This is a genomic window from Lysobacter sp. CA199, assembly GCF_052078715.1.
Taxonomy (GTDB): Bacteria; Pseudomonadota; Gammaproteobacteria; order Xanthomonadales; family Xanthomonadaceae; genus Lysobacter.
In genome coordinates this window covers 17,284-31,534 of sequence record NZ_JBQJIL010000013.1, presented here as the reverse complement: position 1 = coordinate 31,534, position 14,251 = coordinate 17,284, and the positions used below count along the sequence as shown (strand labels likewise).

Here is a 14,251-nt window from a genome sequence, read left to right as displayed (position 1 = left end):
TCATGGCGATCTACGAAACAGGTGGTGCGACCGACGTCCTGGACCTGCTCAGTAAGCTGCGATCGTTCGCGATCTCTTCCGGGTTCACCGTTAACTACTTCGGTGCGCGGACGGCGGTCAGCGGCCAGGCGCTGCAACTGACAAAGGGCGATGTCTCGGGGTCGTTTCTTGGCGAGATCGTCGCCGGAGCGAGCAACGACCCCGGCCCGAACTTGATGACGTACTGCCATAACGCCTACAACGCGGCCAACGGCACGGAGAACCAGGCGGCGGGATCTATCAAGACTCGGGCCAACGCGATGCTCGGCGCCTTCCAGGCGTATCACTTTTTCGCCAACGGCCCGAGCGATCCGCCGTACCTCTATGTGTGCGTCGAGACCGCTCCGGGCATCTACAAGCATGCCGGCATTGGCCAGCTTCGCCGCGTAGGCGCAATCACTACCGGCGTGTTCAACTTCGCATGCCGCTGGCACTACGACCCGAACTACATTTCGAGCCTCTATAACACGCGTCACTCCATCCCGTTCGACTGCGCGGACGACAGCTCCAGGCTCGGCAGCGGCACGCAGATTCGCGCCGACTCCGACGGCATAACGCCCCGCTGGTACGACTCGTACTTCAGCGGCCAGGGCAACCGTTTTACCGGCGGTTTCCGCACGATGAACAACGGTCGTGCGACGGTTCAGCCGTTGCTGCTCACCGCAAGCAGCGGAATGACGGGCCGAGGCGCCTTGATCCCCTGCTATGTCGGTGGCGAGCGTTTGAACTTCGTCTACAGCCCGCTCGGCATTCCCCCGGGCATCCGCTGGTGCCGGCTCGACAACGTGCCGCCGGGCCACATTCGATCGATCGGCGGCGTCCAGTGGAAGCTGTTTCCGATCATCCGCAAAGACGGGACCGCCGGGCAACCGAACTCCGAAGTCTACGGCTACGCCTACCAGATCAACTGATGCACGCCATTTTCGCCATTGCCTGGAACTACCCGGCTTCGTCGCTCAGTCCGCCCCAAGGGTTCGATCCTCTGGGTCGCGGTGTGAACGTGCGCCTGGTCGGACCGGCATCCGGGCTACAGGGTTACGGACACCAGCCCGCCGCGAATGAGAACGTCGGCGTTGCAGGCCAGGCCACCTTCGGCCCGGATTGGTACGACCGCATCCACGTCAGCGCAGACAACTTCGCGCTGGGCAACTTGATCGGCGAGCAACTGCGCACGGTCACCGTGTGGAATGCCTACCGCCGCGCGCGCACGTTGGAGCAGCTGCTGCTGGCCAACGCCGAAGGGATCACCGTATTCGGCCAGGCCGCGCCGCCCCTGCAGTTCGCTCCGCTGCAGCAGCGCGCCTACAGCGTCCGCATCTCGCCCGACGGACCGCCGGTGATCGATGCAACGATCACGTTCGACTTCGACGAAGGGCAGTCGTACGCGGTTCGCATCAGCGGCTTCCGAATCACTGCATGGACCTGGACACCAGACTGGGGCGGCGACGGTGTGCTGGAGCGTCTTAGCTGGCTGACCAGCGTCATGCGATCCAAGCAGTCGGGGAAGCAACAGAAGCGAAAAGATCGAATCGCTCCGCGCAGGGCGTTCGAGTTCGACGTAGCCAAAAGTGCGAAAGATCGCCGCACGATGGATGCCGCCCTGTTTGCCTGGTCGTCGCGGACGTGGGCGCTGCCTATCTTCCCCGACGTGCGTCGTCTCGGCGGTGCGCTAGCCTCGGGTGTATCGACGATCATGGTCGATACCGTTGGCCTGGACTTCCGCGACGGTGGCCTGGCGATGCTGTGGGCGTCGTCGTCAAAGTACGAGGTCGTCGAGGTTCAGCAGCGGCTGCCCGATCGCCTCATTCTGTCTCGTCCGACGACGCGCGCCTGGCCGCAAGGTACGCGGCTCTATCCAGTCCGAAATGCGCGGCTGACCTCGTGGCCGACGCAGAAGCTTTGGCATGACGACGCCGGCAACACGCGGCTCGCCTTCGAGATAGCCGAGCCTTGCGACTGGCCGGCCACCTGGCCGACGGCCACGTATCGCGGACGGCCCGTACTGGAGGAACGGCCGAACACTGACGACGACGGTGAATCGACTTATGAGCGCGACGTTATGCCGCTCGACGGCGAGACGGGCCTGGTCAGCGTGGTCGATCGCCCTGGCATCAGCTTTCGCGTGGACAACCTGCGCTGGACGCTGACCAACCGCGCGCACCATGCGCGTATGCGTGGTGTGCTGTACGCGCTGTCCGGTCGCTTTGGCGAGTTGTGGGTTCCCAGTTGGGTTAGCGACCTGGTCGTGACCGCCAACGTTGCCGCGTCGGATGTGGCGCTGTTGGTCGAGTGGTGTGGCTATACGCGGTTCTCGCGTGGCGCGGTAAACCGCCGAGACATTCGGATCGAGCTGCACGACGGAACCGTGTTCTATCGGCGGATCACCGCTTGGACTGAGATCGACGAGGACACCGAGCAGCTCACGCTCGACGCATCTCTCGGTGTCGTCGTGCGGGCTGACGCCATCCGCCTCGTCAGCTTCCTTTCGTTCTCCGAGGGCGCAGGCGATGAGGTCGAGATACAGCACCTGACCGACGCGGATGGCATCGGCCGCGTCGGCGTGAATTTCAAAGGGACGCAGAATGACGTTTAACGCGCGTGAAACCAGCTACAGCGACGGTGTGCCGATTCGCTTGCTCGACTTCGTCCGGGGCAGCGTCCACTGGCGCTACACCACGGCCGACCGCCCGATCGTGCATAACGGTGTCACCTTCCTGCCGGTCGGCGGGCCGGTGCAAGCGTCAGCCCTGCAGGAATCACTGGAGATCAAGAAGGCAACACGAACGGTCAAGCTGCCGCGATCGCTGCCGGTGGTTGAGAACTGGTGGCCATTCTCGCCAACCGAGGACGTGGGCCTGGTGATCTTCGCGAAGCACTACGAAGACGCCGATGCCGAGGTGGAGTGGATCGGACGCGTCATGGCGGTGCCGTTCGAGAACGACGAAACCGTCGTCATGAGCTGCGAGCCGTCGCGCACGGCGGCCGTGCGCAGAGGCAAGAACCGCTGCTGGGGCATCGGCTGCCCGCTCGCTCTGTATAGCGCCGGGCGTGGGCAATGCAACGTCTCCCGTGATGCGCACGCGATTAACACCGTTATCGCCAGTGTGTCGGGTGTCCAGGTGCAGGCGCCCGGATTTCTGTCCGTGCCGAGCGGACGGCTCGCAGGCGGCTACATCGAGTACGACGGGCCGTTCGGCACGAAGCAACGGCGGGATATCGATTCGCACGATGGTGGAACGATCTGGCTGGACTACCCGCTTGTGGGCTTGCCGCAAGGGTCGGCGATCACGGCGTTTCCCGGCTGTGCCGGAACTTGGGCCGACTGCGAGTACTTCGACAACGAGGACAACTACGGCGGGCAGTTGCACATGCCGCGCCGCAATCCATTCGACGGCCTGCCGGTGTGGTGAGCGTTTGAAACTGGTTTTTCGTGTTTGACGTGCGGGCGACGCTCGTATGGATGCCTAGGAACGGGCAGCACTGATGGAGAAAGCAGATGGCATGGGTTTGGTGGGCAATCCAGATTGTTGCTGCAGTGCTCGTTGTGGCGCTGCAGCCCAAGCCGAAGAAGCCCGAAGCAATGAAGGCGAACGTCCCTCAGATCGAAGAGGGGCGGCCGATCCGCTGGGACTTCGGCGATGTGATTCACGAGGACGCCCAGGTTCTGGCGTTCGTCCAGGACGGTACAACGCCGATCAAGTCGAAGGGTAAGAAATGACCGACGTCACCACGGTGATTGTTCGCATCGAGCACGTTCGCGCCGAGCTGCTCTGCGTCACGATGACGCGGGTTTGGTGCCGCGACCGCGGCCTCGACTTCGCCGCGTTCCTGGAGAACGGCATTCCAGCCGATGAGTTGGAGGCGATGGACGATTGGTTTGCGAAACGCGTCGCCGCGCGTGCGCGCAGGGAGGCCGTCAATGGGCGCGGGTAAGAAGCAAACCATCGGCTATTGGTACAACATGGGGCTGCACTACGGCATCGGCCACGGTGAGTACGACGCGCTGGTCGAGATATGGGGCGGTGGCCGTGAGGCGTGGAAGGGCAACCAGACCACGAGCGGGCGCATCTTCATCAACAAGCCCAAGCTGTGGGGCGGCGAGAAGCAAGAGGGCGGCATCGTCGGCGCGCTGGACGTCATGATGGGCGAGCAGACGCAGCAGCCGAACGACTACCTGGCCTCGCGGTTCGGAACCAAGCAATCTGCCTTTCGCGGCCTGACCACGCTGGTGTTTCGCGGCGGCAAAGTTGGTGCGATGAATCCCTACCCGAAGCCTTGGAGCTTCCGGTGGCGCCGTGTGCTCAAGGGTTGGGATGCGAACGGTGTCTGGTATCCGGAGAAGGCGGTCATTCCGCTGGCCGCCGGCCAGGTCTATGCCATGAACCCGGCGCACATCCTCTACCAGACGTTGACCGACCTCGATAAGGGGCAAGGTGAACCGCGCGGACTCATCAACGACGCATCGTTTCGCGCTGCAGCCGACACACTGCACGCCGAGGGCTTTGGGCTGTGCGCTAGCTACACGGGCCTTAGCGCCGACGATATGCGCGGCTTTCAGCAGCAGATTGTTGACGTCATCGGCGGCGCGTTGCAGCAATCGTTGCGCGACGGGCAGTACTACCTCGACCTGCTGCGCGGTAACTACGACCTGGCCAGCCTGCCGATCATCGGCAAAGACGACATTTTGGAGTTCAAGAAGGAAGCCAGCATTCAGAACGAAGCGATTAACCAGGTCGTGGTCGAATGGTACGACCCGCTCAAGCGAATGGGCCGGCCGACCACGCCGGTCCGCAAGCTCGGGTTGCTAGCTTCGATGGGCGGCGTAGTCGGCGCCACGCGGACGATGCGAGAGATTCCGACCGAAGACCTGGCTATTCGCGTCGCTCGCCGCGAACTGCAGGAAGCGGCGACCCCGCGCGCGCGTTTCACCATGACCGTCAACCGCCGTCACTATGCGCTGCGGCGCGCTACTGCCTTCCGCCTGCAGTATCCGGAGGAAGGTATCGCCGACATGGTCTGCATCGTGGGCGAGATCGTGCGCAACGAGCGTCCGGAGCCATCGATCAAGCTGGTGGCAATGCAGGATGTGTCGCACCTTCCGGATTCGGTCTACGTAGACCCGTCGCCCGGCGAGTGGGTGCCGGTGTCGCAAGTTCCGCAGCCTGCGCCGTTCCGTCGAGTTTTCGAGGCGCCTTATGTTGAGCTGGCGGGCAACTTGACTGCTGCCGAGCTGGCGGCCGTGCCGCCGGAGTCGGGCTTTGTCGCGGTAGTGGGTACGGAGCCTTCCGGCTTGGCGTTGAATTACGTTCTGGCCACGGCCGCTCAAGGCGAGACGTACAGAGAAACCAACGTCGGCGACTGGTGCCCCGCCGCCATCATCAGCTCGGCCTCGACACTGATCGACACCGCGTTCGTTCTGACCGGCGGGCGACGCCTGGACCAGGTCGAGGTTGGCAGCGCCGCGTTGTGGGGCAGCGAGATATGCCGCGTCGATGCCATAGACGTCACGACTGGCAGCGTGACGCTCGCCCGAGGCTGCGGCGATACCGTTCCCGCATTGCATGTTGCCGGCGAGCGTGTGTGGTTCTACGACGCGTACGCGGCATCGGACGAGCGCGAGTACCTCAATGCCGAAACCGTCAACGTCAAGCTGCTGACGCGGACACCGAGCGAGCAGCTCGCTGTAGCGGACGCGCCGATCGACAGCCTGGTCATGGCCAGGCGCGCGGCGCGGCCGTATCCGCCCGCCAATCTGAAAATCAAAGGTGTGACGCAGCCGGTTACCGACGTTACCGACCCGGTCTCGCTGACGTGGGCGCATCGCGATCGCGTTGGCCAGGCTGACCAGCTCGTAGATCAGAACGCCAGCAGTATCGGACCGGAGCCGGGCACCACATACACCGTGCGCGCGTATCGCGGCGCAACGTTGCTGACGACGACCAGCGGCATAAGCGGAACGGCTAACACGCTCGTCCTGCCGCCTGGTGCCTACAGCGTCCGCGTGACGGTCGAATCGGTGCGTGGCGGTCTGACCAGCACGCAGTTTCAGGAACGAATCTTCACTTATGCCGGCGGCCTGCTCGAAACCGAGCAGCTCGCCCGATTGGAGTCCGAAGAGGGCGACCTCATCACGATTGAGTAAACGACAATGACCAAGCTGAGCACGCTCGAAGTTGATTCGCCCGCAACCGTTGCGGCCGGTGCCGCACTGTGGAACAAGGGCCTGAAGAACTGCCTCATCAATGGCGATTTCAGTATCTGGCAGCGTGGTACGTCGCTCGCTGCCGGCACTGGCACGCGCTACCTTGCCGATCGCTGGTTTACTGGGTCGGTCGGAACCACCGTCGCACCGAGCCGACAGTCCTTCGCATACGGACAGACAACGGTGCCAGGCACTCCGCGATACTTCCACCGCGCGGTTGTGGCGAGCGCGGTTGGCGCGAGCAACTACGCGTTGATGGGGCAGTCGATCGAGGGCGCCGATACGCTTGCCGGGCAGTCGGTCACCATCAGTTTCTATGCCAAGGCCGACGCCGCACGCGCGATCGGCGTCGAACTCTTCCAGTCGTTCGGCACGGGCGGCTCACCATCGGCCGCTGTTGTCGGCATCGGGGCGACGAAGCTCAATCTGACGACGGCCTGGGCGCGGTACTCATTAACGGTCAGTGTGCCGAGCGTGTCGGGTAAGACCGCAGGAACGAACCTCAACGACTCGTTGGGCCTGAACTTTTGGTTTGACGCGGGTAGCACCTTCAACTCGCGTTCGGGCGCGCTTGGCCAGCAGTCCGGCACGTTCGATATCGGGCCGGTGCAAGTCGAGACCGGCAAAGCGGCGACGGCTTTTGAGTGGCGGCCGCAGTGTCTCGAAATGCTGCTCGCGCGGCGCTACTTCGCAATGGGTCGCTATGCATCCGATTTCTATACCAGCAGCGGTTCGTATCAATCGGCGCGCGTTCCGTTCGGTGGTGTAATGCGAGCAGCGCCCACCTTGGCTGCCACGTTCTCGTACACGCTCAACACGAACACCGGTGCGGCGGACAATCCCACGGTCGATAGCCTGCGCGTGGGCGTGTTCGCGACCGCCACCGGGAATTGCGCGTTCGTCGTCGATTGGACGGCAGACGCCGAACTGTAAGACAGGGCGCCAGGTCAGCGCGGCAACGCCGACCTGGCGCCGTAGTACACGCGTCTCAGCGCGTGCCTTTGGCCGAAGCCCCATCCCCCTGCGCGGAGGATGGTCAGTGTCGGCCGGCACCATCCCAAGAGCTGAGAATATGACAGGCCCGATCATTCCATGGCCCGGTGGCAAGCGCCGCCTTCTAAAACACCTGTATCCCCATTTCCCCTCGCATGACTGCTACGTCGAAGCATTCGCGGGCGGGGCAGCCGCATTGATGCTTCGGCCCTATCCGGCAAACCTGGAGGTGTTGAATGACATCGACGGCGAGCTGGTTCGACTGTATCGCTGCGTGCGGCACCATCTCGACGAACTAGTGCGGATGTTTCGCTGGTCTCTGGTGTCCCGCGAGATGTTCGAGTGGGCCACGATGGAGCGGCCCGAAACCTTGACGGACATACAGCGCGCGGCACGATTCTTCTACTTACAGAAGCTTGCCTTCGGGGCCAAGGTAGACGGCCGGACGTTCGGCGTCGTGACCAGCGGCATCACCCCGAGGCTAAACCTGACCAGGATCGAAGAGGAACTGAGCATGGCGCATCTGCGCCTGTCCAAGGTCATCGTGGAGCATCTGCCCTGGCATGACTGCGTTGCGCGCTACGACAGGCCGGGGACGTTCTTCTACCTCGATCCGCCGTACTGGGAAACCGAGGGTTATGGCGTCGATTTTCCGTTCGGCGAGTACGAGCGCATGGCTGGGCTGCTGCGGTCGATCGAGGGCAAAGCCCTGGTCTCGATCAACGATCACCCGGCGATCCGCGAGGTCTTCGCCGGGTTCAACATCATCCCTCTGCAGATTAAGTACACGATCGGCCAGCACGGCAGGGACACTCCGGCCGGCGAGCTGATCGTCAAGAGCTGGACGGATGATCAGGCGCAGCTGTTCTAGTGCTGCATCTGTGGCCCGGTCTGCGACTGCTCCGCCGACTGGGCTTTCTGCGCCGCCAACTGCTGTTCGCGCTGTTGGTCGAGCGCCTGCGTTTCGCGCATCGTCGTAGCTTGCGCATAGCGTTCCGTCGCCGGCAAAGACAGCGCTTGCTCGACCGGCATGTGCGCATAGTTAGCGGCGGGGTCAGGGGATGCGTTGCGGCCCTCTCGGTATACGAATAGCAGTTCGCCCGCCGCATTCTGGTCCGTAGGGCGGTTCAGGGTGATTTTCACGTCATCGCCAGGGCCGAACTTATTGCCGACCGCCAGCGAAAGCGCACTAGCGCTCATGCGTTCGCTTTGCTCGTCCCAGGGCTTGCCCATGCTTCGCTCAAGGTCTCGCACGCTGCCCCTGATCTTTTCCAAGAGTTTGTGATCTAGGTTAGTGGGGTCGTCGGCCCCCGGCGCGGCGGGACGCTCGGAAGGCGGCGCTTGTTGGTCCCGCACGGGACTGGAGTCCCTGAAGTCCGGCGGCAGCTTCACGTCGGCGCCGAGAGCCTCAACGTTGATTCTGATCTCCGGGAACGGGCGGTCGGGGTGTGCTTTCTGGGCAATCGCCTCGTGGCGATAAATTTGCCCGAACGCCCAATCGATGTTTCGCGCGGGATAGCCCTTGTGGTCGTCGTAAAACGTCTTTGCCATTGCCTCTAGACTCTTGGCCGCGTCTAGCTGCAGGTCGGGCTTTATGTGTAAGCCCGGCTTCATTGTGACTGTGGGCAACTCAGCGTGGTCGCTGTGCATGTAGTTTGAAACGCCGCCGTCAGCCTCATAGAGGTCGGCCAATGTTGCCTGGGGGTTGTCGCGCTTCACTTGGGCTGCAACAGTGTTGAACCCCGAGATTTCTGCACGCGCTTCACTCACGCGCGCGCCTTCGTTGTACTCCTTGACTGGCCCTGTAAAGTCGTGAGGTGACGGGCCATTCGCGATTGCTCCGACCTGGGCGTGGAAGCGCTCCGCAAGCCGAGCGTTCTCCTCACGGTGGAGTGCGTGGTCAATCTCATGGCCGGCGGTGTAGCGCACGGCGTTGACGTTGGATAGCGCATCTTCTGGGTTGAGCCTTGAATCGGCCTCAATCAACTGCGCCACCGATAAGCGCATGGTGCGGCTGTCGCCGTTGTAGCTGCCGTTGAACCTCGCGTCGGTTTCGGCTTCAAGGCCGACCAAATGCCCGCCCTTAACGGCGTGTTCGTACTGCTCGCGAAGCTCCGGAGTGCTGTCCAGCACGCCACGAAAAATCTCTCCGGGGTTCGCGGTGTCGGTGCGCGCCTGCCGCTCAAAATCGGCAAGCATTGCGTCCAGCTTATGCCGCGCCTCTAGTTCTTCCTGAAGTGTTGCCATGCTTGGTCATCCTTGGGGGGCGGCGGCCGTAACGAACACCCGAGATACACAAAGGTGCTCGTCATAGCGCTTTGTCTTCCCATTGAGATCGATGCGTGCCGATACCTTGTCGGTACGGAAAAACCTATACTCAGTGCCGAGACGTGGAGGGGTCTGGGATGGCTTGAATCCAGCTGCGATCAGCGCGGATTGGTAATGCTCCAGGCCAACGCACACAGGCGTCATATCGGCGTAGTCGGGGGTGGTATGCCCCATGCTGAACATGACAGCGTGGGGGCTCGGACCGGGGACGTTCTTTACCGAGTACAACGAGTAGCGCCACCCTTCTGCCAGCGCTCCCACCCCACGGAAACTGTTCGGGTTCCCCGCGTCGATCTTCAGGCTAAGGCCGGTGTGCGCCTCAATGCTGGGTCCGGACAAGTCACGGGCGTCTCTCACACTCAAAACCCAGGCCAAGATTTTGCGGTTGAGTTCCTGTGCGCTGAGCGTCTCGTCAGAGGCGTTAGGCAATGATTCCGTCATGGTGGTGTTCTCCTTAGCCGATAGCGAGCCTGCGGTGGAGGCGCACGCACAGGCAGCAACGATGCAGACCAAAGGGGCCAGTCTGGTCGCCAGAAGGTCAAATTTGAGCGCGGGCATGTGCCTTTCTCCATGTCTATTTCGCGGCGGCATCCGAATGCCCCCGAGCGAGCGACCGACGATACTGTCCGGTCGTTGCAAGAGCGCGTGACGGCCCTCATGCGTGGGCTTCATCACTCGCGGCCTCATCCTGGAAGAGCCCCTGCTGGGGGTCAAGGAATGCCAGCAACGCCGACGCCGGGATAGTGACCGGGGTCTCCCTTGCGTGTCCTGCGGAGGCTATGGCGGCTCGCGCCTCGGCCTTGAGATGGGGCGGGGCGCCAGGCCGGCGCCGGCCCGGCAGGGCTGCCTCGGACTCGGCTTAGGACTGCCGGGTCGCCGGGCCGTGCGGGGCCGGGACCGGGCCGGCTAGAAGGGAGGTTTTACCGGGGTGGGAGGGGTTGCGCAGACCATGTGTCGGCGGTGCGCAATCCAGCCGTCGCGTTACATCCGTCGTGGCACGAGGTCCACACCGAAGAAGAACTGTTCGCGCGCTGGCAGGGCTTGTCGGCCGGTTACTCGCAAAGCAAATGGGTCGCCGAACAACTGCTGCGCCTGGGCGGCCGCCGCGGTCTGGGCTATACGGTCTACCGGCCGACGCATATCTGCGGCGCATCGCACAGCGCCATCAGCAACGACAGCGATACCTGGAGTCTGTTCATCGACGCCTGCCTGCGCCATCGCTGCATCCCGGCGCTGGAAGACACGCTGAACTGGATGCCGGTGGACAAGATGAGCGAGTTCATCGTAGCGCTCTCTTTGCGCGAGGACAGCCGCGGACGCAGCCTCAATCTGACCCACCCGCAGGCCTTCGCACTGAGCCGGCTCACCGCCGCGATCGTCGCGAGCGACGGGCCGCCGGTCGCGGTCGTGCCTTACCGCGAGTGGCGGTCGCGCTGCGCCGCGCACGAATCGACCCGCAACATCGCCACGATCCTGCCGGCCGATCTGGCCGAAGAACCCGGCGTGGCGATCGCGTTCGGCGCGATCCGGATCGGCAACGCAGTCGATGCGCTCGGCGGCCTGGACGTCTGCCCGCCGCTCGACGACGCCTTGCTGCAGCGCTACGTCGACTGGCGCAATCGCGCCCGCGGCGAAGCCTGAGGCGTTCCGGCGGCGGTCCCGGCCGCCGCAGGCAAACCCGCTTCCCCGGGCCGCTTTCGAACGAGCGGCCCGGTTTGTATCCGAACGTATCCGCGCCCCGATTCCTGCGCTTGGCTGACAAATCCGCGCCCCGCCCGACACTCTGACGATACCGCCGCGCTCCGAAATAGCCGCATCCCAAACGGGCCGGCGGCCTCAGGAGTCGAACATGCGGTACTTCGCGAACCTTCCCGACACCACCTGCGGCACCTCCGTGCTCGCCACCGCGCCCGAGTCCTGAACACCGCACATCGCCTGCGGCGGGCTTCTATCCACTTCCAACCCCTAACCGGCGAACGCAAACGCCTCGCCTTTCATCCCCTGGAGCACTCCCATGATCAAGACCACCGAACAAGTGCTGTACACCGCCCGTACCCACACCACCGGCGGACGCGACGGCAGCGGCCGTTCCGACGACGGCGCGCTGGAGGTCAAGCTCAGCACGCCGGGTTCCAACCGGCCCGGCACCAATCCCGAACAATTGTTCGGCGTGGGTTACTCGGCCTGTTTCATCGGCGCGATGCAACTCGCCGGCGCGCAACTGGGCATCCGTCCTCCCACCGACACCGAGGTCGACGCTTCGGTGTCGCTCGGCAAGACCGACGGCGGCAGCCGCTATCTGCTCTCGGTCGCGTTGACCGTGACCCTGCCCGGCCTGAGCGATGCGCAAAAGCATCAGTTGGTCGAAACCGCGCATCAGACCTGCCCGTACTCGCACGCCATCCGCGACAACGTCGAAGTGGTGTTCGAGATCGTCTGAGCGCGGCGCGCCGGCGGGGATTTGTAAGCGCACGTACATCGCCGCGCATCGGCGGCATTGGCTTACAAAACCCCGCCCATCGCGACACAACCCGGACAGGCCGCGGCCTTGCAATAGCCACACCTTCCCAACGAGATCCCACCATGTACCGCAGCCTGCTGTTCACCGCCCTGACCGCCTTGTCGCTGTTCTCGGCCACCGCCGCCGATGCCGTCGCGCGCGAGAACGCCGCGGCGCCCACCGTGATTCTGGTCCACGGCGCGTTCGCCGACGGCGCCAGTTGGAACAAGGTCATCCCGATCCTGCAGTCCTGGGGCGTGCGCGCGGTCGCCGTGCACAGCCCGCTGACCTCGTTGGCCGACGATGTCGACGCCACCCGCCGCGCCATCGCCAACGCGCCGGGCCAAGTGGTGTTGGTCGAACACTCCTGGGGCGGCACCGTCATCACCCAGGCCGGCGCCGATCCGCGGGTCAGCGCCCTGGTCTACGTGGCCGCGTTCGCGCCCGACGTCGGCCAGAACACCGGCGATCAGGGCCACGGTTTTCCCACTCCGCACGGTCTGAGCGGACTGCAGGAGCACGACGGCTTCCTGTGGTTGAACCAACGCGCGGTGACGGAGGATTTCGCCCCCGACCTCAAAGCCCGCGACGCGCGCCTGATCTTCAGCACCCAGGCGCCGATCAAGGCCAGCGCGTTCGGCGAAACGGTGACCCAGGCCGCGTGGCGCGGCAAGCCGAGCTGGTACGTGATCGCGCGCAACGACCGCATGATCGCGCCGGAACTGCAGGCCGATACTGCCCGCCGCATCGGCGCGCAAGTGCGCTCGACCGCCTCCAGCCACGTCGCCGCGCTGTCGCAACCGCACGAAGTGGCCTACGCGATTCTCGAAGCGGCCGGGATCAAGACCGAAGAACCCGCCCCGCACGAGGGCGGCTGAGCGATGGCCGCGCAAGCCTTGGCCGAATACGCGCTGGCCGCGGCCGCGGGCGTAGCCACCATCGCCTCGCCGTGCATCCTGCCGGTGTTGCCGATCGTGCTGGCCACCACCGCCGGGCGCAGCCGCGTCGAACCGCTGCTGATCGTCGCCGGTTTCACCGCCAGCTTCGCCGCCGGCGGGATCGCGATCGGCGCGCTGTCGGCGTTCTCCGGCGAGTTGCAGAACGCCGTGCGCACCGCCGCGATCGCGATGCTGTTGTTGGCCGGACTGAGCTGCCTATGGTCGGCGCCGTTCGACTGGCTCACCGCGCGGATACAACAGCGATTGGCGCTGCGCGCATCGGGCGGACCGGCGCGCGCAAGCAAGGTCGGCGCGGTGTTGGTGGGCGCGTCGCTCGGACTGGTGTGGACGCCGTGCGCGGGGCCGATCCTGGCCTCGGTGCTGGCCCTGGCCGCCTCGGCGCAAGCGCCGGCCAAGGCGACCGCGCTGCTAGGCCTGTACGCGCTCGGCGCCGGCGTACCGCTGCTCGCCATCGCCTACGGCGGCCATTGGGTGTCCGCGCGCCTGGCCTTCGTCAACCGCCATGCCGTGCCGATCCGCCGCGCGTTCGGCGCCGTCGCCATCGCGGTCGCGCTGCTGCAATTGCTGCAGTACGACGTCGCCTTCTCGGCCTGGGCCACGCAGTGGCTGCCGGCCGTTTCCACCGGCCTTTGAATCCTCCCTTCGCCCACTCCCGCGAGAAACCGATCATGTCCAAGACACTGAGCACTCTCAGACCCATCCTGTGCGCCCTCAGCCTGTGCCTGGCCGCCGTCGCCTGTACCCCGGGCGCGCAAGCCGAACCGGTGCAAAGCACCCACACCCAGCCTGCGCCGACCGCACCGGAATTCGCCGGCATCGAGCGCTGGATCAACAGCCCGCCGCTGACCATCGCCGGCTTGCGCGGCAAGGTGGTGCTGGTCGAGTTCTGGACCTATTCGTGCATCAACTGCATCCGGGTCATGCCGTACGTGAAACAGTGGCATCAGCGCTACCACGATCGCGGCCTGACCGTGGTCGGCGTGCACACGCCCGAATACGGTTACGAGAAGATCGACCGCAACCTCGACGCGGCGGTCAAGCGATTCGGCATCGAGTACCCGGTGGCGCAGGACAACGCCTATGCCACCTGGAACGCCTACCACAACCGCTACTGGCCGGCGCTGTACCTGATCGACCGCGACGGCCGCGTGGTCTACCAACACTTCGGCGAAGGCGATTACGCCCAGACCGAGGCCAAGATCCAGCAATTGCTGGCCGATCGTTGAGCCC

15 protein-coding genes are annotated in these 14,251 nt (G+C 64.5%); 13 read left to right on the top strand and 2 right to left on the bottom strand.

The genetic code is table 11. The features are described from left to right. The first annotated feature begins 2 nt into the window (after window positions 1–2). From ACTOWJ_RS22615 to ACTOWJ_RS22580, 8 genes are all read left to right on the top strand, one after another. Entirely contained in the window at window positions 3–950 is a 948-nt protein-coding gene (locus ACTOWJ_RS22615) for a hypothetical protein (RefSeq protein WP_441336878.1), read from the top strand. After that, window positions 950–2,632: a hypothetical protein gene (locus ACTOWJ_RS22610; RefSeq protein WP_441336877.1), complete on the top strand. Its 1,683-nt coding sequence runs from the start codon at window positions 950–952 to the stop codon at window positions 2,630–2,632. The genes ACTOWJ_RS22615 and ACTOWJ_RS22610 overlap by 1 nt, the downstream gene beginning before the upstream one ends. Then, complete coding sequence (locus tag ACTOWJ_RS22605) at window positions 2,622–3,449, top strand: phage BR0599 family protein (RefSeq protein ID WP_441336876.1); 828 nt, start codon at window positions 2,622–2,624, stop codon at window positions 3,447–3,449. Before ACTOWJ_RS22610 ends, ACTOWJ_RS22605 begins: the two co-directional genes overlap by 11 nt. 86 nt (window positions 3,450–3,535) lie before the next feature. Next, on the top strand, window positions 3,536–3,757 hold the full coding sequence (locus ACTOWJ_RS22600; protein ID WP_441336875.1) for a hypothetical protein: 222 nt from the start codon (window positions 3,536–3,538) through the stop codon (window positions 3,755–3,757). Next, complete coding sequence (locus ACTOWJ_RS22595; protein ID WP_441336874.1) at window positions 3,754–3,972, top strand: hypothetical protein; 219 nt, start codon at window positions 3,754–3,756, stop codon at window positions 3,970–3,972. Before ACTOWJ_RS22600 ends, ACTOWJ_RS22595 begins: the two co-directional genes overlap by 4 nt. Next, window positions 3,959–6,181, top strand: coding sequence for a phage tail protein (locus tag ACTOWJ_RS22590; RefSeq protein WP_441336873.1), 2,223 nt, complete (start codon window positions 3,959–3,961; stop codon window positions 6,179–6,181). The genes ACTOWJ_RS22595 and ACTOWJ_RS22590 overlap by 14 nt, the downstream gene beginning before the upstream one ends. A gap of 6 nt (window positions 6,182–6,187) precedes the next feature. Then, complete coding sequence (locus tag ACTOWJ_RS22585; RefSeq protein ID WP_441336872.1) at window positions 6,188–7,174, top strand: hypothetical protein; 987 nt, start codon at window positions 6,188–6,190, stop codon at window positions 7,172–7,174. A 139-nt stretch (window positions 7,175–7,313) separates the two neighbouring features. Then, a complete protein-coding gene (locus ACTOWJ_RS22580) occupies window positions 7,314–8,105 on the top strand; it encodes a DNA adenine methylase (RefSeq protein WP_441337084.1) in 792 nt (263 codons plus the stop codon). Here ACTOWJ_RS22580 and ACTOWJ_RS22575 read toward each other — a convergent pair. Next, complete coding sequence (locus ACTOWJ_RS22575) at window positions 8,102–9,481, bottom strand: XVIPCD domain-containing protein (protein WP_441336871.1); 1,380 nt, start codon at window positions 9,479–9,481, stop codon at window positions 8,102–8,104. The two genes, ACTOWJ_RS22580 and ACTOWJ_RS22575, sit on opposite strands and share 4 nt — an antisense overlap. A 6-nt stretch (window positions 9,482–9,487) precedes the next feature. Beyond that, window positions 9,488–10,120 carry a hypothetical protein gene (locus ACTOWJ_RS22570; protein ID WP_441336870.1) on the bottom strand — a complete coding sequence of 211 codons (633 nt, stop codon included), beginning with the start codon at window positions 10,118–10,120 and terminating at the stop codon, window positions 9,488–9,490. Window positions 10,121–10,522: 402 nt separating this feature from the next. Between ACTOWJ_RS22570 and ACTOWJ_RS22565 the strand changes: the two genes are divergently transcribed. The 5 genes from ACTOWJ_RS22565 to ACTOWJ_RS22545 all read left to right on the top strand — a co-directional run bounded on the left by ACTOWJ_RS22565 (window position 10,523) and on the right by ACTOWJ_RS22545 (window position 14,247). Then, window positions 10,523–11,203: an SDR family oxidoreductase gene (locus ACTOWJ_RS22565; RefSeq protein ID WP_441336869.1), complete on the top strand. Its 681-nt coding sequence runs from the start codon at window positions 10,523–10,525 to the stop codon at window positions 11,201–11,203. Between the two features lie 373 nt (window positions 11,204–11,576). Beyond that, a complete protein-coding gene (locus tag ACTOWJ_RS22560) occupies window positions 11,577–12,002 on the top strand; it encodes an organic hydroperoxide resistance protein (RefSeq protein WP_441336868.1) in 426 nt (141 codons plus the stop codon). A gap of 143 nt (window positions 12,003–12,145) precedes the next feature. Next, complete coding sequence (locus ACTOWJ_RS22555; RefSeq protein ID WP_441336867.1) at window positions 12,146–12,940, top strand: alpha/beta fold hydrolase; 795 nt, start codon at window positions 12,146–12,148, stop codon at window positions 12,938–12,940. Window positions 12,941–12,943: 3 nt separating this feature from the next. Next, the gene (locus ACTOWJ_RS22550; RefSeq protein ID WP_441336866.1) at window positions 12,944–13,654 is read left to right on the top strand and encodes a cytochrome c biogenesis CcdA family protein; all 711 of its coding nucleotides are present in this window, start codon (window positions 12,944–12,946) and stop codon (window positions 13,652–13,654) included. Between the two features lie 35 nt (window positions 13,655–13,689). Continuing rightward, complete coding sequence (locus tag ACTOWJ_RS22545; protein WP_441336865.1) at window positions 13,690–14,247, top strand: thioredoxin family protein; 558 nt, start codon at window positions 13,690–13,692, stop codon at window positions 14,245–14,247. Window positions 14,248–14,251: the final 4 nt, after the last annotated feature.

Coding starts and splice junctions, on each gene's coding strand:
- ACTOWJ_RS22560 (WP_441336868.1), top strand. CDS start 11,577: ATGATCAAGACCACCGAACAAGTGCTGTACACCGCCCGTACCCACACC.
- ACTOWJ_RS22595 (WP_441336874.1), top strand. CDS start 3,754: ATGACCGACGTCACCACGGTGATTGTTCGCATCGAGCACGTTCGCGCC.
- ACTOWJ_RS22610 (WP_441336877.1), top strand. CDS start 950: ATGCACGCCATTTTCGCCATTGCCTGGAACTACCCGGCTTCGTCGCTC.
- ACTOWJ_RS22555 (WP_441336867.1), top strand. CDS start 12,146: ATGTACCGCAGCCTGCTGTTCACCGCCCTGACCGCCTTGTCGCTGTTC.
- ACTOWJ_RS22570 (WP_441336870.1), bottom strand. CDS start 10,120: ATGCCCGCGCTCAAATTTGACCTTCTGGCGACCAGACTGGCCCCTTTG.
- ACTOWJ_RS22605 (WP_441336876.1), top strand. CDS start 2,622: ATGACGTTTAACGCGCGTGAAACCAGCTACAGCGACGGTGTGCCGATT.
- ACTOWJ_RS22550 (WP_441336866.1), top strand. CDS start 12,944: ATGGCCGCGCAAGCCTTGGCCGAATACGCGCTGGCCGCGGCCGCGGGC.
- ACTOWJ_RS22600 (WP_441336875.1), top strand. CDS start 3,536: ATGGCATGGGTTTGGTGGGCAATCCAGATTGTTGCTGCAGTGCTCGTT.
- ACTOWJ_RS22590 (WP_441336873.1), top strand. CDS start 3,959: ATGGGCGCGGGTAAGAAGCAAACCATCGGCTATTGGTACAACATGGGG.
- ACTOWJ_RS22615 (WP_441336878.1), top strand. CDS start 3: ATGGCGATCTACGAAACAGGTGGTGCGACCGACGTCCTGGACCTGCTC.
- ACTOWJ_RS22585 (WP_441336872.1), top strand. CDS start 6,188: ATGACCAAGCTGAGCACGCTCGAAGTTGATTCGCCCGCAACCGTTGCG.
- ACTOWJ_RS22545 (WP_441336865.1), top strand. CDS start 13,690: ATGTCCAAGACACTGAGCACTCTCAGACCCATCCTGTGCGCCCTCAGC.
- ACTOWJ_RS22575 (WP_441336871.1), bottom strand. CDS start 9,481: ATGGCAACACTTCAGGAAGAACTAGAGGCGCGGCATAAGCTGGACGCA.
- ACTOWJ_RS22580 (WP_441337084.1), top strand. CDS start 7,314: ATGACAGGCCCGATCATTCCATGGCCCGGTGGCAAGCGCCGCCTTCTA.